We start from the raw sequence: 19,677 nt of genomic DNA, 5'->3' as shown, positions 1-19,677 counted from the left end.
CCGCCAACGCGGGCATGATCCGCGCCATGTCGAACGAAGCCACCTCCGCCCTCACCGCCGACGACCACCTGATCCTGGTCGACGGCTCCACCTTCATCTTCCGCGCCTATCACGCGCTGCCGCCCTTGACGCGCAAGTCCGACGGCCTGCCGGTCGGCGCGGTGTCCGGCTTCTGCAACATGCTGTGGAAGCTCTTGCAGGAAGGGCTGACACCGGAGGAAGGCGACGAGCCGACCCATATGGCGGTGATCTTCGACCATTCGGCGAAGACGTTCCGCAACGAGATCTACTCCGCCTACAAGGCCCAGCGTCCGGAGCCGCCGGAGGACCTGATCCCCCAGTTCGGCCTGATCCGCGAGGCGACCCGCGCCTTTTCGGTCCATTGCATCGAGCAGGAGGGGTTCGAGGCCGACGACCTGATCGCCACCTATGCCCGCGCCGCGGCGGCGGCGGGCGCACGCGTCACCATCGCCTCCGGCGACAAGGACCTGATGCAGCTCATCGGCCCACGCATCGGCATGATCGACACGATGAAGAACAAGATCTTCGGCGAGGCCGAGGTCTTCGAGAAATTCGGCGTCGGCCCGGACAAGGTGATCGAGGTGCAGGCGCTGGCCGGCGACAGCGTCGACAATGTTCCCGGCGTGCCGGGCATCGGCCTGAAGACGGCGGCGCTGCTGGTCAGCGAGTTCGGCGACCTGGAGACGCTGCTTGCCAGCGCCGACACGATCAAGCAGGCCAAGCGCCGCGAGAACCTCATCGCCTTTGCCGACCAGGCGCGCATCTCCAAGCAGCTCGTGACGCTGAAGGACGACGTGCCCGTCGAGCAGCCGGTGGAAACGCTCACCGTCAACGGGCTCGACGGCACCCGCGCCATCGCCTTCCTCAAGGCGATGGAGTTCACCACCCTGACCCGACGGGTCGCCGAGGTCACCGGCCTCGACATTGCCGGCGTCGAGCCGGCGCGACTCGTCGTGCGCGGCTGGCACGAGCCGGACGGCAAGGGCCGGATGATGGAGGGCGGCCCCGGTGCCCAGCCGGACGGCGGCGAGACCAGTGCCGAGGCCGCCAGCGGCGGGTCGGGCGGCGATGCCGTCGCAGCGGCCGCGGCCGTCGCCGGACGGGACGGGGCGTGGACGCCCCAGGCGGTCGCCGACGCGGCGGCCGCGCAAGCGCTGGCGCAGACCATCGACCCGTCCGGCTACGAGACGGTGATGGATCTCGACCGGCTGAGGGCCTGGGTGGCGGAGGCGAGCGAACGCGGCCATGTGGCGGTCGATACGGAGACGACCTCGCTCGATGCCATGCAGGCCGATCTCGTCGGCGTGTCGCTGGCGACGGAGCCGGGGCGGGCCTGCTACATCCCGCTCGGCCATGTCGACGGCGAGGGCGACCTGCTCGGCGGCGGCGGCCTGATCCCCGGACAGATCGCCCTGGGCGAGGCGCTCGCCGTGCTCAAGCCGCTGCTGGAGGACCCCAGCGTCCTCAAGATCGCGCAGAACCTCAAATATGACTGGCTGGTGCTGAAACGCTACGGCATCGAGGTCGCCCCGTTCGACGACACGATGCTGCTGTCCTATGCGCTGGATGCCGGCAAGGGCGGCAACGGCATGGACGCGCTGTCCGAGCGCTGGCTCGGCCACACGCCAATCCCGTTCAAGGAAGTCGCCGGCTCCGGCAAGGCGATGATCACCTTCGACAAGGTGCCGCTCGACAAGGCCTCCGCCTATGCGGCGGAGGATGCCGACGTCACCCTGCGCCTGTGGCAGGTGCTCAAACCGCGGCTTGCGGCGGAGCACATGGCCGGCGTCTATGAGCGGCTGGAGCGGCCGATGGTGCCGGTGCTCGCCCGCATGGAAGAGCGCGGCATCTCCATCGACCGGCAGATGCTGTCGCGCCTGTCGGGCGAGTTCGCGCAAGGCATGGCGGCGCTGGAGGACGAGATCCGCCAGCTTGCCGGCGAGAGTTTCAACATCGGCAGCCCGAAGCAGCTCGGGGACATCCTGTTCGGCAAGATGGGCCTGCCGGGCGGCAAGAAGACCAAGACCGGCGCCTGGTCGACCTCGGCCTCGGTGCTGGAGGATCTTGCCGCGGAAGGGCACGAACTGCCCGCGCGCATCGTCGACTGGCGGCAGCTCTCCAAGCTCAAGTCCACCTATACGGACGCGCTGCCGGGGTTCGTCAATCCGCAGACCGGGCGCGTGCACACGTCCTACGCGCTGGCGGCGACGACCACCGGCCGCCTGTCCTCATCCGAGCCGAACCTGCAGAACATTCCGGTGCGGACCGAGTCCGGCCGCAAGATCCGCAAGGCCTTCGTCGCCGGCAAGGGCATGAAGCTGGTCTCGGCCGACTACAGCCAGATCGAGCTGCGCGTGCTCGCCCATATGGCCGACATCGGCCAGCTCAAGCAGGCCTTCGCCGACGGGCTGGACATCCACGCGATGACCGCCTCGGAAATGTTCGGTGTCCCGATCGAGGGCATGGACCCGATGGTCCGCCGCCGGGCCAAGGCGATCAATTTCGGCATCATCTACGGCATCTCGGCCTTCGGCCTCGCTGCTCAGCTCGGCATCCCGCGCGGCGAGGCGGCGGAGTATATCTCCACCTATTTCAAGCGCTTCCCCGGCATTCGCGACTACATGGAGGAGACGAAGAAGTTCGTTCATGCCAATGGCTACGTGACGACGATCTTCGGCCGCCGGGCGCATTATCCGGAGGTGAACACCTCCAACCCGAACATGCGCGCCTTTTACGAGCGCGCGGCGATCAACGCGCCGATCCAGGGCTCGGCAGCCGACATCCTGCGCCGGGCGATGGTGCGGATGGACGACCGACTGTCGGCCTCGAAACTCGCCGCCCGCATGCTGCTGCAGGTGCATGACGAACTGATCTTCGAGGTGCCGGAAGCGGAGGTGGACGCGACCATCGCCCTGGTGCGCCAGGTGATGGAAACGGCGGCCGAGCCGGCCGTGACGCTCTCCGTGCCACTGCATGTGGACGCGCGCGCCGCCGACAACTGGGACGAGGCGCACTGACGCGCGCGCCCGCGCCCGCCCGGCGGGCGCGGCTTACCCCTCGCGGATGAAGCGCTTCTCCACCGCCGCAAGGCCGGCATCGAGCCGGTCGGCGGCCTCGAAGCCGAGATCGCGCAGCAGTTCGGCCTGGAAGGCGCGGGCAAGGTCCACCAGTTCGCCATAGACCCTGGCGCCTTCCGGCGTCAGTTCGAGCTGTTCGGCCCGGCGGTCGGCCATATCGGTCGCGCGCGACAGCCAGCCGCGCTTTTCCAGCGTCGCCACCGCCCGGCTGACCTTGGTCTTGTGCATGGCGGAGCGGCGGCCGATCTCGGTCGCGGTGGTGTGGCCGAGCTGGCCGAGAATCGCGAAGGTGCGCCATTCCGGGCGGCTAATGCCATAGGCCGCGCGGTAGCGGGCGGCGAAGCGGCGGCTGACCAGCTCCGACGCCCTGACCAGCCGGTAGGGCAGAAACTCGTCAAGCAGCAGGCGTCCGGTCATTTGCGGCCCCCATGCCGATAAAATCCGCCGAGCGGCGTCTCGCACGTTGATAGTTTCAGATAAAACAGTTACACATGCAACCATCAACTGTCTGGATCAGGAGGGATCGGACATGGCACTTTCGAACAGCCCGGCCTATATGCCGGGCTTCGGCAACGATTTCGAGACCGAGGCGCTTCCCGGCGCCCTGCCGCAGGGACAGAACTCGCCGCAGCGCGCGCCTTATGGCCTTTATGCCGAGCAGCTTTCCGGCTCGCCCTTCACCGCGCCGCGCGGCACCAACGAACGGTCCTGGCTCTACCGCATCCGACCGTCGGTGAAGCATTCGGGCCGCTTCTCGCCCGTCTCCCTGCCCGAGTGGAAGAGCGCGCCGACGGTCGACGACCATTCGCTGGCGCTCGGCCAGCTTCGCTGGAACCCGGTGCCGATCCCGCAGACGCCGGTGACCTTCCTGACCGGCATGCGCACCATCACCACGGCCGGCGACGTCAACGGCCAGGCCGGCATGGCGAGCCATGTCTTTGTCGCCAATACCGACATGGTCGACGAGTATTTCTTCAATGCCGACGGGGAACTGCTGATCGTGCCGCAGGAAGGCGGGTTGCGCATCGCCACCGAACTCGGCGTGATCGAGGTGGTGCCCAAGGAGATCTGCGTGATCCCGCGCGGCATGGTGTTCCGCGTCGAATTGCTGGACGGCAAGGCGCGCGGCTATGCCTGCGAGAATTACGGCGCCAAGTTCACCCTGCCCGACCGCGGCCCGATCGGCGCCAACTGCCTTGCCAACCCGCGCGACTTCAAGACGCCGGTGGCCTGGTTCGAGGACAAGGAAGGTCCCTGCCGGCTGGTGGTGAAGTGGTGCGGCCGCTTCCACGAGACGAAGCTGGAGGCCTCGCCGCTCGACGTGGTCGCCTGGCACGGCAACTACGCGCCCTACAAATACGACCTGACCACCTATTCGCCTGTCGGCGCGATCCTGTTCGACCATCCCGATCCGTCGATCTTCACGGTGCTGACCGCCCCGTCCGGCGAGGAAGGCACGGCGAATATCGACTTCGTCATCTTCCCGGAGCGGTGGATGGTCGCGGAGCATTCCTTCCGCCCGCCATGGTATCATCGCAACATCATGTCGGAGTTCATGGGGCTGATCTACGGTCGCTACGACGCCAAGGAGGAAGGGTTCGTGCCCGGCGGCATGAGCCTTCACAACATGATGCTGCCGCACGGGCCCGATGCCAGCGGCTTCGAGAAGGCGAGCCGCGCCGAGTTGAAGCCGCAGAAGCTGACAGGCACCATGGCATTCATGTTCGAGACCCGCTTCCCGCAGCACCTCACGCGCTTCGCGGCGGAACTCGACACCCTGCAGGACAACTACCTCGACTGCTGGTCGGAGCTGAAGAAGCGCTTCGACGGCACGCCTGAGGGCAACTGGGACTGAGCCATGAAACTCGCAACACTTCGCGATGGCAGCCGCGACGGCAGGCTCGTCGTCGTCAACAAGGCGCTGACCCGCTGCACCGAGGCCACCCACCTCGCCCCGACGCTGCAGGCCGCCCTCGACACCTGGGACGAGGTCGCGCCGAAGCTGGCGATCCTCGCCGAGAGCCTCGAGCACGATGCGGTGCCGAGCCTGCGCTTCCACGAGCATGATGCGCTGTCGCCGCTGCCGCGCGCCTATCAGTGGGCGGACGGCTCGGCCTATGTCAATCACGTGGAGCTGGTCCGCAAGGCGCGCAATGCCGAGATGCCGGCGAGCTTCTGGACCGATCCGCTGATGTATCAGGGCGGCTCGGACGCCTTTCTCGCTCCGCGCGAGCCGATCCGCATGGCCGACGAGGCCTTCGGCATCGACATGGAGGGCGAAGTCGCCGTGATCACCGGCGACGTGCCGATGGGCGCCACGCCGGACGAGGCGCGCGCGGCCATCCGCCTCGTCATGCTGGTCAACGACGTGTCGCTGCGCGGCCTGATCCCGGCCGAACTCGGCAAGGGCTTCGGCTTTTTCCAGTCCAAGCCATCGTCCGCCTTCTCGCCGGTGGCGGTGACACCGGACGAGCTGGGCGAGGCCTGGGACGGGGGCAAGGTTCACCTGCCGCTGCGCGTCGACCTCAACGGCCAGCCCTTCGGCCGGGCCAATGCCGGCATCGACATGACCTTCGACTTCCCGACCCTGATCGCCCATGCGGCCAAGACCCGGCCGCTGTCGGCCGGCGCCATCATCGGCTCCGGCACGGTGTCCAACAAGATGGACGGGGGCCCCGGCAAGCCGGTCGCCGAGGGCGGGGTGGGCTATTCCTGCATCGCCGAGATCCGCATGATCGAGACGATCGAGAGCGGCGCCGCCACGACGCCGTTCATGCGCTTCGGCGACACGGTGCGCATCGAGATGCTGGACGCGGACGGCCACTCGGTCTTCGGCGCCATCGAGCAGACGGTCGAGAAATACGAGAAGGCTTGAGGCGCCGTGCGGCGCTGATCGAAGGAGGGACTTCGCGATGAAGACTGTGCGGATGCTGGCGGCGTTTGCCGCTCTTGCCCTCGGCACGGCAGCGATCACGCCGGTGCGGGCCGCCGATGTGACCGCGCCGGTGCGGGCGCTGATGACGGCGGCGGAGGCCAACTGGGCCGAAACGCCGCAGGAGTATCAGGATTATTTTTCCGAGGAGCGCCTGGCCAGCCTCTACAGCGCCGACCTCGCCGCCCGCTACCGCAAGGCGGCGGATACGCCCTTCGCCAAGGAAATCGGCACGCCGCTCGACTGGGACGTCGTCGTCAACGGCCAGGACGGCTGCCCCTTGAAGGAGATCAGCATCGCGGCGGCCGGGCAGGAGCGCGGGGCGACCCGCGTCGTCGCCCGTTTCCGCGGCCTGACCTGCTTCGGCCCGGACGCCGAGTACCAGGGCTTCCAGGAGGCGCATTTCCTCGTCATCGAGGAAGGCGGCCGGCCGGTCATCGACGACATCGTCACGCCGATGGACGGCGAGACGCAGTCGCTGAAGGCCCAGCTCGACATCATCGCCTCGGACGCACAGTAACCGCGCCCAACGGGGCCGCGATGCGGCCCATCGAAATCTGAGAGGACTATCTCCCGTGAGCAAGCAATTCGCCTCCCAGGGCGACATGACCGAGAAGAAGATCTCCTTCACCGAAATCGGCGACGGGCTTTGGGCCTTCACCGCCGAGGGCGACCCGAACACCGGCGTCATCATCGGCGACGACAGCGTCATGATCGTCGAGGCGCAGGCCACCCCGCGCCTTGCCGGCAAGGTGATCGAGAAGGTGCGCGAGGTCACCGACAAGCCGATCAGCCATCTGGTGCTGACCCATTACCATGCCGTCCGCGTGCTGGGCGCTGCCGCCTATCAGGCGCCGACGATCATCATGAGCGACAAGGCCCGTTCGATGGTCGCCGAACGCGGCGCCGAGGACCGGGAGTCCGAGTTCATGCGCTTCCCGCGCCTGTTCCAGGGCTATGACAATGTCGCCGACATTCCGCCGCTGACCTGGCCGACGACCACCTTCACCGACAGGATGAGCGTCTTCCTCGGCAAGCGCCGCGTCGACCTCAGCTTCCTCGGCCGCGCCCATACGGCCGGAGATATCGTCATCCACGTGCCGGACCAGAACGTCATGTTTACCGGCGACATCGTCGAGTACCACTCCGCCTGCTATTGCGGCGACGGGCATTTCCGCGACTGGCCGGGCACGCTCGAGCGCATCCGCGCCTTCGACGTCGATGCCATCGCGCCGGGCCGGGGCGATGCGCTGGTCGGCAAGGAGATGGTCAACGCGGCGCTCGACGCGACGGCAGACTTCGTCACCTCGACCTTCCGTCCGGTGGCGCAGGTGGCAACGCGCGGCGGCTCGCTGAAGGAAGCCTGGGACGCGGCCCGCGCCGCCTGCGATCCGAAGTTCGCGTCCTACGCGATCTATGAGCACTGCCTGCCGTTCAACGTGGCGCGCGCCTATGACGAGGCGCTCGGCATCGATACGCCGCGCATCTGGACGGCCCAGCGCGACAAGGAGATGTGGCAGGCCCTGCAGGGCTGACGAGACCTGCCGTCGCCGGCCGGTGCGCGAGGACGCTCCGGCCACGACGGTTTCAGCCCGCAGAAGACCGGCCAGGGAGGGCCGCTGATGACGAAGATCTTCGAAACGCCGCTCTATCCGTACACGCGCTGCGCCGATCAGGACGCCGCAGCGCCGGCCCGCCACAAGGTGGTCGTGATCGGCGCCGGGCCGATCGGCCTGGCGCTCGCCATCGACCTGGCGCAGCAGGGCGTCGCCGTCACCGTGCTCGACGAAAACGACAAGGTGAGCTGGGGCTCGCGGGCGATCTGCTTCGCCAAGCGGCCGCTGGAGATCCTCGACCGTCTGGGCTGCGGCCAGAGGATAACCGATAAGGGCGTCGTGTGGAATCTCGGCAAGGTCTTCTTCGACGAACGCAAGGTCTACGAGTTCAACCTGCTGCCCGAGGGCGGGCACAAGCGGCCGGCTTTCATCAACCTGCAGCAGTATTACCTGGAACAGTATCTGGTCGAGCGGGCGCTGGAGATCGGCCGCGACACCGGGCTGCTGGAGCTGCGCGGCGGCAACAAGGTGAGCGCAGTGACGCCGCATGGCGACGGCGTCGAGCTGACCGTGGAGACGCCGGAGGGGCCCTATCGAATCGAGACCGACTGGCTGGTCGCCTGCGACGGTGCCGGCTCGCCGACCCGCGCCATGCTCGGGCTCGACTTCCTCGGCCGGGTGTTCGAAGACAATTTCCTGATCGCCGACGTCGTCATGAAGGCGGACTTCCCGACCGAGCGCTGGTTCTGGTTCGACCCGCCGTTCAACCGCGGCCAGTCGGCGCTGCTGCACCGCCAGCCGGACGACGTCTGGCGCATCGACCTGCAGCTCGGCTGGGATATCGACCGGGAGGCGGAGAAGGACCCGGCGCGCATCGCGCCGAAGCTGAAGGCGATGCTCGGCGAGGATGTCGACTACGAGCTGGAATGGGTGTCGATCTACACGTTCCAGTGCCGGCGGATGGAGAAGTTCCGCCACGGCCGGGTGATCTTTGCCGGCGACAGCGCCCACCAGGTCTCGCCCTTCGGCGCGCGGGGCGCCAATTCCGGCCTGCAGGACACGGACAACCTCGCCTGGAAGCTGAAGCTGGTGCTCGACGGCACGGCGCCCGAGGCGCTGCTCGACAGCTACGATGCCGAGCGCGTCTTCGCCGCCGACGAGAACATCCTCAACTCGTCGCGCTCGACCGACTTCATCACGCCGAAGAGCCAGGCCAGCCGGGTGTTCCGCGACGCGGTGCTGGAGCTGGCCGAGCATCACGCCTTTGCCCGGCCCTTGGTAAATTCCGGCCGCCTGTCGCTGCCGGCGACCTATGACGGCTCGCCGCTCAACGGCCCGGACTGCGCGGCGATGCCGGCCCGCAGCCGGCCGGGCGCCCCGGCGAGCGACGCGCCGGTTGCCGGCGGCTGGCTGATCGACCGGCTGGGCAACCGCTTCCAGCTTCTCACCATCGACGTCGAGGCGCCGGAAACCCTTGTCATCGACGGCATTGCCGTCGAACGGGTGGCGCTGTCGGCCGGCGACGATCCGAGCGGCGCGCTCGCCGCGCGCTATCTCGGCGAGGCGAAAAGCGCCGTCTACCTGATGCGACCCGACCAGCATGTCGCCGCCCGTTGGGAGGCGTTCGATGCCGGCGAGGTGACGAAGGCGCTGCGGATCGCCACCGCCCGAGGCAAGACCCGCGGGCGGGGATAACGGCCCGAACCGGCCGGAACGCAAGGAAACCCGAAATGAGCGAAACCACCAAGGAAACGGGCCTGCGGCTGGCGCCCAACATCGCCGATCCGGACGGCTTCTATGCCGAGCTGATCGCGCTGCACGAGGGGCTGCCGCGCGAGGACAGCGAGGCGCTGAACGCCCGGCTGGTGCTGGTACTGGCCAACCATGTCGGCGACCGCGAGGTGCTGCGCGCAGCCTTCGCCGCCGCCAGACTGCAAGGCCCGCCAACGACCTGAGCCTTTCCGCGGCAGCCTGCGGCTGAGGGGCCCGTGGCTGCTGCGAGCCTGCCGAACGCGGACGGGGCGTTCCGTTTCCACGATGAAACCGGGAGAGCCCGCAATGACTGTCCAAGCTGACCTGAAGATCGAGCAGATCCACCACGTCGCCTATCGCTGCAAGGACGCGAAGGAGACCGTGAACTGGTATGTCGACAACCTGAACATGGGCTTCGTGCTGGCGATCGCCGAGGACAAGGTGCCCTCGACGCATGAGCCGGACCCCTACATGCATGTCTTCCTCGACGCGGGGGCGGGCAACGTGCTCGCCTTTTTCGAGCTTCCGACCAAGCCGGAGATGGGCCGCGACCCGAACACGCCCGTGTGGGTGCAGCACATCGCCTTCAAGGTGAAGGACCGCGACACGCTGCTTGCCTACAAGGAGCGGCTGGAAAAGAACGGCATCGAAGTGCTCGGCGTCACCGATCACTCGATCTTCCATTCGATCTATTTCTTCGATCCGAACGGCCACCGCATCGAACTGGCCTGCCCGGATCCGGCCGAGGAGGAGATGCTGAAGAAGCTCGACGCGGTGAAATGGGAGATGCTGGAGGAGTGGTCGAAGACCAAGCGCGCGCCGCAGCACGCCGCCTGGTTGCATGCCAAGGAGCTCGGCAAGGCCTGAGGCCGCCGCGTCCCGCCCCGGATCGCCGCCCGGCGCGGCGCTTCGGGGACGGGCGCTTCGGGGACGGGCCAAATTCGGGCCGCATTCTTCCGCTAGGCGATGCAGCCTGAGGTCGCAGGCGCGCAAGACGCCTTGCGGAAACCGGCGGGGCGTCCGGGGTCCACAAGGCAGCAATGCTGGAGACACCGCATGCCGTCCCGATTCCTGGCGAGCTTCCTCCCCCGCGTCCTTCTCGGCCGGCTTCCTCGCCGCGCCACACCCACGCTGGCGTTGGCGCTGATGCTCGGCCTGCCGCTGCCGGCGAGCGGCCAGCCCGCCGACCTTGCCGGGGCGTCCGACCATCCGCTGGTCGGGCGCTACGAGGGCGCCGTCATCACCGCCCACGAGAGCCGCGCCTATGACGAGATCCGGCTGCCGGTCGCCCCGCTGGAGCGCGGCGGCAAGGACGCGCCGGATGCCTGGCAGGCGGAATTCTCGGGCCGGATCACCTCGCTGCGCTACGAGGGGCCGGGCGGGCGCTCGATGCTGGAGATCCTGCGCAACCACCAGAGCGAGCTGGAGGCGAAGGGCTTTGCGACCCGCCTGTTCTGCCGGGGCAAGGCCGACTGCTCGCCCGGCGGCGCCATCCCGACCTTCTGGGACGCGGGGCGCGCCGGCATCGGCCTGCCGACCACCTGGGACAGCACGGTCTACCTGCTGGCCGAGCGGAACGACGCCGAGGCGCGCGTCACCGTCGCCCTGCTCGGCGTCGAGACGAGGGCACGCGGCGACCGGCCCCTGATGCCGCATCTGGCGGTGACGGTGGTCGAGGCGACGCCGATGGAGACCGGCCGCATCGCCGTGCTGGCCGCCGACGAAATGGCGCAGACGCTGGCCCGCGACGGCCGCATCGCCGTCTATGGCATCACGTTCGAGTTCGACAGCGCCGAGATCACTGCCGAGTCCGCCGACCAGATCGGCGAACTCGGCCGGCTGATGGGCGACAATCCGGACCTTGCCGTGCTGATCGTCGGCCATACCGACGGCAAGGGCGGCTTCGACTACAACCTGTCGCTGTCGCAGCGGCGCGCCCAGGCGGTGGTCGACCGGCTGGCCGGGACGCATGGCATCGCCGCCGCGCGGATGACACCGGCCGGCGCCGGCATGGTCGCCCCCGTGGCCAGCAACAGAAGCGACGAGGGGCGGGCGAGGAACCGGCGGGTGGAGATCGTCGAAATCGTCCGCTGATACAGCCTGAAGTTACATTCCCCCGTTGCCTCGCGCAGCCGGTTCGTGAGATGGATGGCATCGGAACGAGCGTCCGGGACCGGACGGGCAGGGGGCGGAAATGCAGGAAAATCCGGGTGATAGCCGCAAGCGCGGGCGGGGTCGCACGGTCGGCCGGTGGCTGGCGGCTCTGGCCGTGCTGCTCGTCATGGTGCTGGCCGCCGGCTGGTGGATCACCCTGCCGGCGCCGCCCGACGCCTTCTACACGCCGCCGGCGACCCGGCCCGCCGAACCGGGCGCGATCCTGCGCAGCGAGCCCTACGACATCGACATTCCGGCCGGCGCCAAGGCCTGGCGGGTGCTCTATACAACCCGTCTGGAGGACGGATCGCCGACGGTGGCAAGCGCGCTGGTCGTGCTGCCGGACCGTCTCGTCGACACCCCGCGACCGGTGATCGCCTGGGCGCACGGCACCACCGGCGCGGCACGCGGCTGCGCGCCGTCGCTGTCGCCGGCGCCCTTCGGCGGCACGCCCGGCATGGAGGATGTGGTCAAGCACGGCTGGGCGATGGTCGCGACCGACTATGCCGGCCTCGGCGGGCCGGGCCATCACGGCTATCTGGTCGGGCAGGTCGCCGCCTATTCGGTGCTGGACGCGGTGCGCGCGGCACGCCAGGTGGCCGACTGGCAGCTCGGCAGCCGCGTCGTCGTCTGGGGCCATTCGCAGGGCGGCCACGCGTCGCTGTGGACCGGCATGCGGGCCGGCACCGACGCGCCGGAGCTGGAGATCGCCGGCGTCGCCGCGATGGCGCCGGTGACCGAGATCGCGGCGATGCTCGGCCAGGGCGCGGGCAGCGGCTTCGGCGAGATCATCTCGGCCTATCTCTATACCAGCTACCGCCGGCTCTACCCGCAGATCGGCGATGCTTATGTCAGCGATTTCAACGAGATGGTCGCAACGGACATCGCCCGCCGCTGCCTTCTCGACTGGCGCGCGGCCTGGTCGCTGGCCTTGACCCGGCTGCTGCCGAAGTCCGGCCTGTTCAGCCAGCCGATCGGCGAGGGGCCGTTCGGCGAGCGGCTGGCGCAGAACGACCCCGATGGGGCCATCGCCGCGCCGCTGCTGCTGGCGCAGGGCCTTGCCGACGAGGTGATCGACCCGGCGCTGCAGGCGGGCTTCGTGGCGCGCCGCTGCGCCGCCGGCCAGGCGATCGACTACCGCACCTTTCCGGGGCTCACCCATGTCAGCCTGGTCGGCCCCGGCTCCGACCTGACACCGCAACTGCTGGACTGGACGAAAGCGCGATTCGCGGGCGATCCGGTCGAGGTGGCAACCGGGGACAACTGTCCGGCCGGCTAGAGGCCGGGCGGGGATAGCGCGCCGATCCGCTTGCGAGCGCTTGCGCAAACGCGGCCCCGCCGCGCCCGCCGATATTCGATTAAGTTATTGATATAATTTTCTTTTTTCAAAGAATCACGCGGTGCGATTTTTGCGCGGAAACTTGCAAAATTTTGCGAGATTTCGAGAAATTTCGAGAATCCCGTCTCAATTTCGCCAGGTCCGCCGATGGCGCGGCCGGTCGCGCCCTGCCCGTGACCTGACTGTCTCCCGCTCCTGGCGCCCGCTTCTGGCGCTCCTATCTGGCGCTCCTTTCTGGCGCTCGCTTCTGGCGCCCGCAGGACCTCGAAGCCTGTTGCGATTGTGGATGTTATAAGATAACGAATGAACCCGGCGACGCGGACGACCTCGCGCGCCGGCCCTTATCCTCCGCCTCTCCCCCTTCGGCGGCCGTCCCGCCGCCTTCCCAGGACAGGACCGTTCCGATGCCCCGACTGCTCCCCCCCGTCCCTACAAAGCTCCGGGCAAAACTCCGGGCAACGCTCCCGGCAGCGCTCCTTGCGACGCTCCTCGCCGCGACCGCGCCGAGCCTTGCCCAGCCCGCCGACGAGACGCTCGACGTCGTCGCGCAATTCGAGATCCAGGCGCCCGAGCCCTCGACCAGCGGCTATATCTTCACCCGCATGGGCCTTGCCGAGACCCTGGTGAACGCGGCCGCCGACGGGCGGCTGGAGCCGGGCCTTGCCACCGGCTGGGAGGTGTCGCCGGACGGGCTGGCCTGGCGCTTCGTCCTGCGCGAGGGCGTGCGCTTCCACGACGACACGCCGATGACGGCGGAGGCGGTGGCGAACGCGCTGGAGATCGCGCGGGCAAAGCCCGGACCGCTGGCCGGCCTGCCGATCGCCGCGATCACCGCCGACGGCGATGCGGTGGCGATCACGCTCACCGAGCCGCTGGCGGCGCTGCCCGCCTTCCTGGCCGAGTTCCGCTCGCAGATCCTGGCGCCGGCCGCCTATGACGGCGACGGCAAGGGCGTCGCGATCATCGGCACCGGCCCGTACCGCGTCACCCAGATGACGCCGCCGCTCGCCCTCAAGGCCACCGCCTGGGACGGCTACTGGGGCGAGGCGCCGCACATCGCCCATGTCAGCTACACCGCCGTCAGCCGGGTGGAGACGCGGGCGCTGATGGCCGAGTCGGGCGATGCCGACTTCGTCTTCGCCCTCGACCCGGCCAGCGTCGCGCGGCTCGGCCTGTCCGACGCCGTCGAGGTGCACTCGGTGGCGATCCCGCGCACGCTGCTGCTGAAGGTGAACGCCGCCCATCCGTTCCTCGCCGAGCCGGCGGTGCGCCAAGCCCTGAGCCTTGCCATCGACCGGGAGGGTATCGCCCGCGCCGTGCTGCGCTATCCCGAGGGCGCCGGCCAGCTTTTCCCGCCGTCGGTGGCGGACTGGCACAACCCGGCGCTGGAGCCGCTGGCGCATGACATTGATGCCGCCCGCGCCCTGCTCGGCGACCTCGGCTGGACGCCCGGCGACGACGGCATCCTGCGGCGCGGCGACGACCGCTTCTCGCTGACCCTGCTGACCTATCCCGACCGGCCCGAACTGCCGCTGGTCGCCGCCGTGCTGGAACAGCAGTTCCGCGCCATCGGCGTCGAGGTGGTGATCAACACCACCAACTCGTCCGAGATCCCGGCCGGCCACCAGGACGGATCGCTGCAGATCGCCCTGCTGGCCCGCAACTTCTCGCTGATCCCCGACCCGATCGGCACGGTGCTGTCCGACTATGCGCCGACCGGCGACTGGGGCGCGATGGGCTGGGACAATCCGGCCTTCACCGCGCTCGCCCGCAGCCTGGCGCGCGGGGAGGGCGGCGCGGCCGAACGGGCCGAGGCCGCGCGGATCCTGCAGGAGGACCTGCCGGTGATCCCGATCGCCTGGTATCGCCAGACGCTGGCGGTTGCCCGCGACATCGAGGGCACGGTGATCGACCCGTGGGAGCGCAGCTTCGGCCTGCCGGCGCTGCGGCGGACGCGATGAGCGCCCTCGCCTCCCGGCTGGTGCAGGCGGTGATGGTGGCGGTGCTGATCGGCACCGCGACCTTCGCCATGATGCGCGCGCTGCCGGGCGATGCCGCCTGGCGGATCGCCGCCGGACGCTACGGCTACGACAATGTCAACGCCCAGGCGGCCGACGCGGTGCGCCAGGAACTGGGGCTCGGCGGCCCGGTGCTGCCGGCGCTCGGCCGCTGGTTCGCCGATCTGGCGCGGCTCGACTTCGGCACCTCGCTGGTCTCCGGCCAGCCGGTGATCGACGAGATCGGCCACCAGCTCGGCGCCTCCCTGCAGCTTGCCGTCGCCGCCTTGCTGCTGTCGCTGCTGATCGGCCCGCCGCTCGGCATCCTGGCCGGGCTGCGGCCGGGCGGCGTCCTCGACCGGACGCTGCTGGTGCTGTCGACCGGGCTGAAGGCGGTCCCGCAATTCCTGATGGCGCTGCTGCTGATCCTTTTCCTCGCCGTGCATCTGCGCTGGCTGCCGGCCGCCGGCCATGGCGAGGCGCGCCACTTCATCCTGCCGAGCCTGACGCTGGCGCTCGGGCTGGCCGCCGTCAACGCAAGAATCGCCCGCGACGCCATGGCCCGGATCGCGGCGATGCCGTTCTACCGCTTCGCGCAGTGGAAGGGCCTGTCGCCGCGCCAGGCCCTGCTGCGGCACGGGCTGCGCAACGTCTCGGTGCCGCTCGTCACCTATCTCGGCCTGCAATTCGTCACCCTGGTGGAGGGCGTCGTCGTGGTCGAATCGGTGTTCGGCTGGCCCGGCATCGGCCATGCGCTGGTGCATGCGATCTTTTCGCGCGACGTGCCGATGGTGCAGGGCACCGCCTTGGTGCTGGGGCTCGGCTTCGTGCTGGTCAATGCCGGCATCGACCTCGCCGTGCGGCGGCTCGACCCGAGGGTGAGCGCATGACCGATACCCCCCTCTCCCTTGCCGGAAACGCCAACCGGACCGCGAGCCTTGCCGCCAGCTGGCCGCGCCTCGTCGGGCTGCTGCTGGTGGCGCTGGTCGCCGGCTTCGCGCTGGCCGGGCCGCTGCTGGTGCCCGGCGACCCGCTGGCGCAGTCGCTGATCAAGGCGCTGGCCGGGCCGGAGGCGGCCGCGCCGCTCGGCTACGACCATCTCGGCCGCTCGATCTTCCACCGGCTGGCCAGCGCGCTGCGGCTGTCGCCGGCGATCGCCCTGGCCGCCGTCGCCACCGCCGGCCTGGCCGGCCTGGCGCTCGGCACCCTGGCCGCCGCCCGTGGCGGCTGGACCGAACGCGCCCTGGTGACGCTGGCCGACGCGCTGCTGGCGCTGCCGGGCCTGCTGCTGGTGCTGATCGTGCTGGCGATCGTGCCGGGCACGGCGCTCGGCTTCTGGGCCGGCCTGTCGCTGGTGCTGTGGGTCGAGTTCTTCCGCCTGTCGCGCGCCGCAACGCGCGAGACGCTGGCCTCGCCCGCCGTCCAGGCCTCGCGGCTGCTCGGCTTCGGCCCCGCCTACATCTTCCGCGCCCATATCTGGCCGGAGGTCGGGCCGATGATGCTGACCGCCGCCGCCTTCGGCACGGCGACGGCGATCATGGCCATCGCCGCGCTCGGCTTCGTCAATGTCGGCATGCGCGCGCCGACGCCGGAACTGGGCCGGATGATGGTGGAGCTGCTGCCCTATTGGCGCGAGGCGCCGCTGGCGCTGCTGTCGCCGGTGGTCGCCACCTTCACCCTGCTGCTCGGATTGACACTCATGGCCGGGAGCCGCTCCGCATGATCCTGCTTGAGGCCGACGACATCACCGTCTCGGACGGACCGACGACCCTGCTGCAACCGGTCAGCCTGACACTGGAGGCCGGAACGCCGCTGGTGGTGCTGGGCGAGACCGGCTCGGGCAAGAGCCTGCTGGCGCAGGCGCTGATGGGAACCCTGCCGCCGGGCCTTGCCACCAGCGGACGGGTGACGCTCGGCACCCACCGGCTGGAGACGGCGCGGGCCGGCCGGTTCCGCCCGCTATGGGGCCGCGAGATCGCCGTGCTGCCGCAGGAGCCGTGGCTGTCGCTCGACCCGTTGATGCGGGCGCGGGCGCAGGTCGGCGAGACGCACCGGCTGGTGCGCGCGCTGACGGCGGCCGAGGCCCGCCGCCAGGCGGAGACGGACCTTGCCCGGCTCGGCCTCGACCCGGCGGCGACGCAGCGCTACCCGCACCAGCTTTCCGGCGGCATGGCGCAGCGCGTCGCCATCGCCGCGGCGCGGGCCGGCGGGGCGCGGATCGTCATCGCCGACGAGCCGACCAAGGGGCTGGACGCGGCCCGCCGCGACGATGTCGCCGACCTGCTGCTGCAGGAGCTCGGCCAGGGCGGCGGTTTGCTGGTGATCACCCACGACCTGGAGCTGGCGCAGCGGATCGGCGGCCGGCTGATGGTGCTGCGCCGCGGCGAGGTGGTGGAGGCGGGCGAGACCGCGCGGGTCCTCGCCGCGCCGCTGGACCGCTACACGCGGGCGCTGATCGCCGCCGATCCGCGCCACTGGACACCGCGCAGCACCGCTGCCCGCGCCGCTGCCAGCACCACCGCCAGCACCTCGTCGGGGCCGGCGGTCGTCTCGGCCCACGGGCTCACGGTGGGGCGCGGCGGGCGGAGCTTGATCGACCACGTCGATCTCGACCTGCGCGCCGGGCGGATCTTCGGCGTCACCGGCCCGTCCGGCTGCGGCAAGTCGACCCTCGGCGATGTGCTGCTGGGCCTGGTGCCGCCGCTGGCGGGAGAGGTGCGGCGGGACGGCGGATTGCCGGTCACCGCGTTCCAGAAGCTCTATCAGGATCCGGTCGCCGCCTTTCCGCGCCGGCTGCGGCTGGGCCGGACGCTGGCCGATGTCGCCCGCCGCCACGGCGCGGGCGCGGGCCGGATCGACGCCCTGCTGGAGCGGCTCGGGCTCGACCCGGTGCTGCTCGAGCGGCTGCCCGACGCGGTCTCCGGCGGCGAGCTGCAGCGGCTGGCCTTGCTGCGGCTGCTCCTGGTGCGGCCGCGCTTCATCTTCGCCGATGAGCCGACCTCGCGGCTCGACCCGATCACCCAGGCGCAGGTCATCCAGCTCCTGTGCGAGACGGTGGAGCAGGACGGCTGCGCGGTGATGCTGGTCAGCCACGACGCGATGCTGATCCGCAACACGGCGGACGAGAGACTGGCGCTCGGCCGGCCGGAGGGCGCCGCCGAGCCGCAGCCGGAGGGCGCGCGGCCCGAACCGGTTCCCGCCTGAGGCGGGCGGGCGCTCAGGCGACCGGGGCGGGCGCCGGCATGCGCGCCGCCATGCGCACTGGCATGCGCGCCGGCAGGGGCGGCAGGATCGCCGATTTCAGCAGCAGGGACGCGGGGTGGCGGAGCTCGACAAGCGCCCCGCTCGGGGTTTCCTCGACCACCGTGCCGGCGTCCATGACAACGGTGCGGGCGGCGAAGCGCTCGACCAGCCGCAGGTCGTGGGTGACGAAGAGATAGGCAAGGCCGGAGGCCTGTTGCAGCCGCTTGAGCAGCGCCAGCGTCGCGGCCTGAAGGTGCAGGTCGAGATTGGAGACCGCCTCGTCGAGGACGACCAGCGCCGGCGAGGGCGCCAGCGCGCGGGCGATGCACACGCGCTGGAGCTGGCCGCCGCTGACCTGCGACGGCAGCATGGAGGCGAGCGAGGCCGGCAGCTCGACCATCTCCAGCAATTCGTCGACCCGGCGGGCGCGAGCCGAAGCATCGAGCGAGGTCAGATGGCGCAGCGGCTCGGCGATGATCGTGCGGATGTCGAAGCGGGGATTGACCGCGCCCGGTGCGTCCTGGAACACCATCTGCACCTCGCGGCGGAAGCGGCGCGCGCCTGCCCTGTCGAGACGGGCAAGCGGCGTGCCGCGATAGGAGACGGTGCCGCGGTCGGGCCGCTCCAGCCCGCACAGGAGCCGCGCCAGCGTGCTCTTGCCGCAGCCGCTGCGGCCGAGCAGGGCGACGGTCTCGCCGGCCGCGACCGACAGCGAGACGCCGGCGAGCGCGGTGCGCGCGGCGCCCGCGCCGACCAGCGAAAAGCTGCGATAGGTGCGGGATACGCCATCGGCGCGGATCAGCGTCATGGGGCAAGCTCCAGTCCGTAGAGCGCCAGATGCGCCGCAACCAGCATGCGGGTGACCGGATGGCGCGGGGCGCCGAACACCTCCTCGACCGGCGCGCATTCGACCAGCCGGCCGTGATCGAGCACCGCGACCTCGTCGGCGAGGCGGGCGACGACGCCCATGTCATGGGTGACGAGCAGCACGCCGAGGCCGCGCGCGGCAACGAGGCGCTGCAGCAGGTCGAGAATGCGCGCCTGCACCACAAGGTCGAGATCGGTGGTCGGCTCGTCGGCGAAGAGGAACGGCGCCTCGGCGAGGAGCGCCAGCGCGATCATCATCCGCTGCAACATGCCGCCGCTCATCTCGAAGGCATGCAGCGGCAGGATGCGGGCGGGCTCGTCGAGCCCGGCCTCGGCCATCGCCGCCTCGATGCGGGCTTCGCTGTCGGGGCCGGCAAGGCCGAGCGCGGCAAGCGTCTCCAGCGCATGGTCGCGCATGGTCCGCACCGGATTGAAGGCGCTGCGCGGGTTCTGCAGGATCGTCGCGACCTCGCGGCCGCGCAGGGCCTCGGGCGCGCATTCGGCACCATTGAGACGGACGCGGCCGGACAGCGTCCTGGTGCCGGGCGGCAGGGTGCCGAGCGCGGCCATGCAGGTCATCGACTTGCCCGAGCCGCTGGCCCCGACCAGCGCCAGCACGCGGCCGCGCCGGAGCTCCAGCGTCAGGTCGCGCACCAGCACGGGGCCGGCACCGTCATGGCCGGCGGCGACCGTCAGCCCCTCGATGGAGAGGGTTTGCGGGGTCGGCAGGACAGGCGCC

Annotated in this window: 17 protein-coding genes; 14 read left to right on the top strand and 3 right to left on the bottom strand. The window is 70.2% G+C overall.

The window, feature by feature from the left end:
* Positions 1 to 14 precede the first annotated feature (14 nt).
* The gene (gene polA / locus TSB10P1A_RS10360; protein ID WP_186387826.1) at positions 15 to 3,038 is read left to right on the top strand and encodes a DNA polymerase I; all 3,024 of its coding nucleotides are present in this window, start codon (positions 15 to 17) and stop codon (positions 3,036 to 3,038) included.
* A 33-nt stretch (positions 3,039 to 3,071) separates the two neighbouring features.
* Here the strand turns inward: polA and TSB10P1A_RS10355 are convergent, their stop codons facing one another.
* Positions 3,072 to 3,515 carry a MarR family winged helix-turn-helix transcriptional regulator gene (locus tag TSB10P1A_RS10355; RefSeq protein ID WP_186387825.1) on the bottom strand — a complete coding sequence of 148 codons (444 nt, stop codon included), beginning with the start codon at positions 3,513 to 3,515 and terminating at the stop codon, positions 3,072 to 3,074.
* 112 nt (positions 3,516 to 3,627) lie between these two features.
* On the opposite strand from TSB10P1A_RS10355, the gene hmgA reads away from it, so the two are divergent.
* The 13 genes from hmgA to TSB10P1A_RS10290 all read left to right on the top strand — a co-directional run bounded on the left by hmgA (position 3,628) and on the right by TSB10P1A_RS10290 (position 18,032).
* Positions 3,628 to 4,953 carry a homogentisate 1,2-dioxygenase gene (gene hmgA / locus TSB10P1A_RS10350; protein ID WP_186387824.1) on the top strand — a complete coding sequence of 442 codons (1,326 nt, stop codon included), beginning with the start codon at positions 3,628 to 3,630 and terminating at the stop codon, positions 4,951 to 4,953.
* 3 nt (positions 4,954 to 4,956) lie between these two features.
* On the top strand, positions 4,957 to 5,973 hold the full coding sequence (locus tag TSB10P1A_RS10345; protein WP_186387823.1) for a fumarylacetoacetate hydrolase family protein: 1,017 nt from the start codon (positions 4,957 to 4,959) through the stop codon (positions 5,971 to 5,973).
* A 37-nt stretch (positions 5,974 to 6,010) separates the two neighbouring features.
* Entirely contained in the window at positions 6,011 to 6,550 is a 540-nt protein-coding gene (locus TSB10P1A_RS10340; RefSeq protein WP_208987062.1) for a hypothetical protein, read from the top strand.
* A gap of 55 nt (positions 6,551 to 6,605) precedes the next feature.
* Positions 6,606 to 7,565, top strand: a complete 960-nt coding sequence (locus tag TSB10P1A_RS10335) for an MBL fold metallo-hydrolase (RefSeq protein WP_186387822.1) — start codon at positions 6,606 to 6,608, stop codon at positions 7,563 to 7,565.
* Between the two features lie 87 nt (positions 7,566 to 7,652).
* Entirely contained in the window at positions 7,653 to 9,281 is a 1,629-nt protein-coding gene (locus tag TSB10P1A_RS10330) for an FAD-dependent oxidoreductase (RefSeq protein ID WP_186387821.1), read from the top strand.
* A gap of 35 nt (positions 9,282 to 9,316) precedes the next feature.
* A complete protein-coding gene (locus TSB10P1A_RS10325; RefSeq protein WP_186387820.1) occupies positions 9,317 to 9,541 on the top strand; it encodes a DUF2783 domain-containing protein in 225 nt (74 codons plus the stop codon).
* 121 nt (positions 9,542 to 9,662) lie between these two features.
* Positions 9,663 to 10,205: a VOC family protein gene (locus TSB10P1A_RS10320; RefSeq protein WP_186387918.1), complete on the top strand. Its 543-nt coding sequence runs from the start codon at positions 9,663 to 9,665 to the stop codon at positions 10,203 to 10,205.
* A 189-nt stretch (positions 10,206 to 10,394) separates the two neighbouring features.
* Positions 10,395 to 11,432 carry an OmpA family protein gene (locus TSB10P1A_RS10315; protein ID WP_208987061.1) on the top strand — a complete coding sequence of 346 codons (1,038 nt, stop codon included), beginning with the start codon at positions 10,395 to 10,397 and terminating at the stop codon, positions 11,430 to 11,432.
* A gap of 100 nt (positions 11,433 to 11,532) precedes the next feature.
* Complete coding sequence (locus tag TSB10P1A_RS10310; protein WP_186387819.1) at positions 11,533 to 12,771, top strand: lipase family protein; 1,239 nt, start codon at positions 11,533 to 11,535, stop codon at positions 12,769 to 12,771.
* Between the two features lie 464 nt (positions 12,772 to 13,235).
* The gene (locus tag TSB10P1A_RS10305; RefSeq protein WP_186387818.1) at positions 13,236 to 14,792 is read left to right on the top strand and encodes an ABC transporter substrate-binding protein; all 1,557 of its coding nucleotides are present in this window, start codon (positions 13,236 to 13,238) and stop codon (positions 14,790 to 14,792) included.
* Positions 14,789 to 15,718, top strand: coding sequence for an ABC transporter permease (locus TSB10P1A_RS10300; protein ID WP_186387817.1), 930 nt, complete (start codon positions 14,789 to 14,791; stop codon positions 15,716 to 15,718). Before TSB10P1A_RS10305 ends, TSB10P1A_RS10300 begins: the two co-directional genes overlap by 4 nt.
* Positions 15,715 to 16,551, top strand: a complete 837-nt coding sequence (locus tag TSB10P1A_RS10295; RefSeq protein WP_186387816.1) for an ABC transporter permease subunit — start codon at positions 15,715 to 15,717, stop codon at positions 16,549 to 16,551. The genes TSB10P1A_RS10300 and TSB10P1A_RS10295 overlap by 4 nt, the downstream gene beginning before the upstream one ends.
* Complete coding sequence (locus TSB10P1A_RS10290; RefSeq protein ID WP_186387815.1) at positions 16,548 to 18,032, top strand: ABC transporter ATP-binding protein; 1,485 nt, start codon at positions 16,548 to 16,550, stop codon at positions 18,030 to 18,032. The genes TSB10P1A_RS10295 and TSB10P1A_RS10290 overlap by 4 nt, the downstream gene beginning before the upstream one ends.
* A gap of 13 nt (positions 18,033 to 18,045) precedes the next feature.
* Here TSB10P1A_RS10290 and nikE read toward each other — a convergent pair whose 3' ends face one another.
* On the bottom strand, positions 18,046 to 18,879 hold the full coding sequence (gene nikE / locus TSB10P1A_RS10285; RefSeq protein ID WP_186387814.1) for a nickel import ATP-binding protein NikE: 834 nt from the start codon (positions 18,877 to 18,879) through the stop codon (positions 18,046 to 18,048).
* The gene (locus tag TSB10P1A_RS10280) at positions 18,876 to 19,667 is read right to left on the bottom strand and encodes a nickel import ATP-binding protein NikD (protein ID WP_186387916.1); all 792 of its coding nucleotides are present in this window, start codon (positions 19,665 to 19,667) and stop codon (positions 18,876 to 18,878) included. Before TSB10P1A_RS10280 ends, nikE begins: the two co-directional genes overlap by 4 nt.
* Positions 19,668 to 19,677 lie beyond the last annotated feature (10 nt).

The organism is Stappia sp. TSB10P1A, assembly GCF_900185725.1.
Lineage (GTDB): Bacteria > Pseudomonadota > Alphaproteobacteria > Rhizobiales > Stappiaceae > Stappia.
The sequence above is the reverse complement of the archived record's forward strand: the minus strand, read 5'-3'. Positions and strand labels throughout refer to the sequence as shown.

Bases quoted from the DNA above. Each gene is read 5' to 3' on its own strand.
- TSB10P1A_RS10340 (WP_208987062.1), top strand. From the start codon at position 6,011: ATGAAGACTGTGCGGATGCTGGCGGCGTTTGCCGCTCTTGCCCTCGGC.
- TSB10P1A_RS10295 (WP_186387816.1), top strand. From the start codon at position 15,715: ATGACCGATACCCCCCTCTCCCTTGCCGGAAACGCCAACCGGACCGCG.
- TSB10P1A_RS10355 (WP_186387825.1), bottom strand. From the start codon at position 3,515: ATGACCGGACGCCTGCTGCTTGACGAGTTTCTGCCCTACCGGCTGGTC.
- polA (WP_186387826.1), top strand. From the start codon at position 15: ATGATCCGCGCCATGTCGAACGAAGCCACCTCCGCCCTCACCGCCGAC.
- TSB10P1A_RS10345 (WP_186387823.1), top strand. From the start codon at position 4,957: ATGAAACTCGCAACACTTCGCGATGGCAGCCGCGACGGCAGGCTCGTC.
- TSB10P1A_RS10305 (WP_186387818.1), top strand. From the start codon at position 13,236: ATGCCCCGACTGCTCCCCCCCGTCCCTACAAAGCTCCGGGCAAAACTC.
- TSB10P1A_RS10300 (WP_186387817.1), top strand. From the start codon at position 14,789: ATGAGCGCCCTCGCCTCCCGGCTGGTGCAGGCGGTGATGGTGGCGGTG.
- TSB10P1A_RS10315 (WP_208987061.1), top strand. From the start codon at position 10,395: ATGCCGTCCCGATTCCTGGCGAGCTTCCTCCCCCGCGTCCTTCTCGGC.
- TSB10P1A_RS10330 (WP_186387821.1), top strand. From the start codon at position 7,653: ATGACGAAGATCTTCGAAACGCCGCTCTATCCGTACACGCGCTGCGCC.
- hmgA (WP_186387824.1), top strand. From the start codon at position 3,628: ATGGCACTTTCGAACAGCCCGGCCTATATGCCGGGCTTCGGCAACGAT.
- TSB10P1A_RS10310 (WP_186387819.1), top strand. From the start codon at position 11,533: ATGCAGGAAAATCCGGGTGATAGCCGCAAGCGCGGGCGGGGTCGCACG.
- TSB10P1A_RS10290 (WP_186387815.1), top strand. From the start codon at position 16,548: ATGATCCTGCTTGAGGCCGACGACATCACCGTCTCGGACGGACCGACG.
- nikE (WP_186387814.1), bottom strand. From the start codon at position 18,879: ATGACGCTGATCCGCGCCGATGGCGTATCCCGCACCTATCGCAGCTTT.
- TSB10P1A_RS10325 (WP_186387820.1), top strand. From the start codon at position 9,317: ATGAGCGAAACCACCAAGGAAACGGGCCTGCGGCTGGCGCCCAACATC.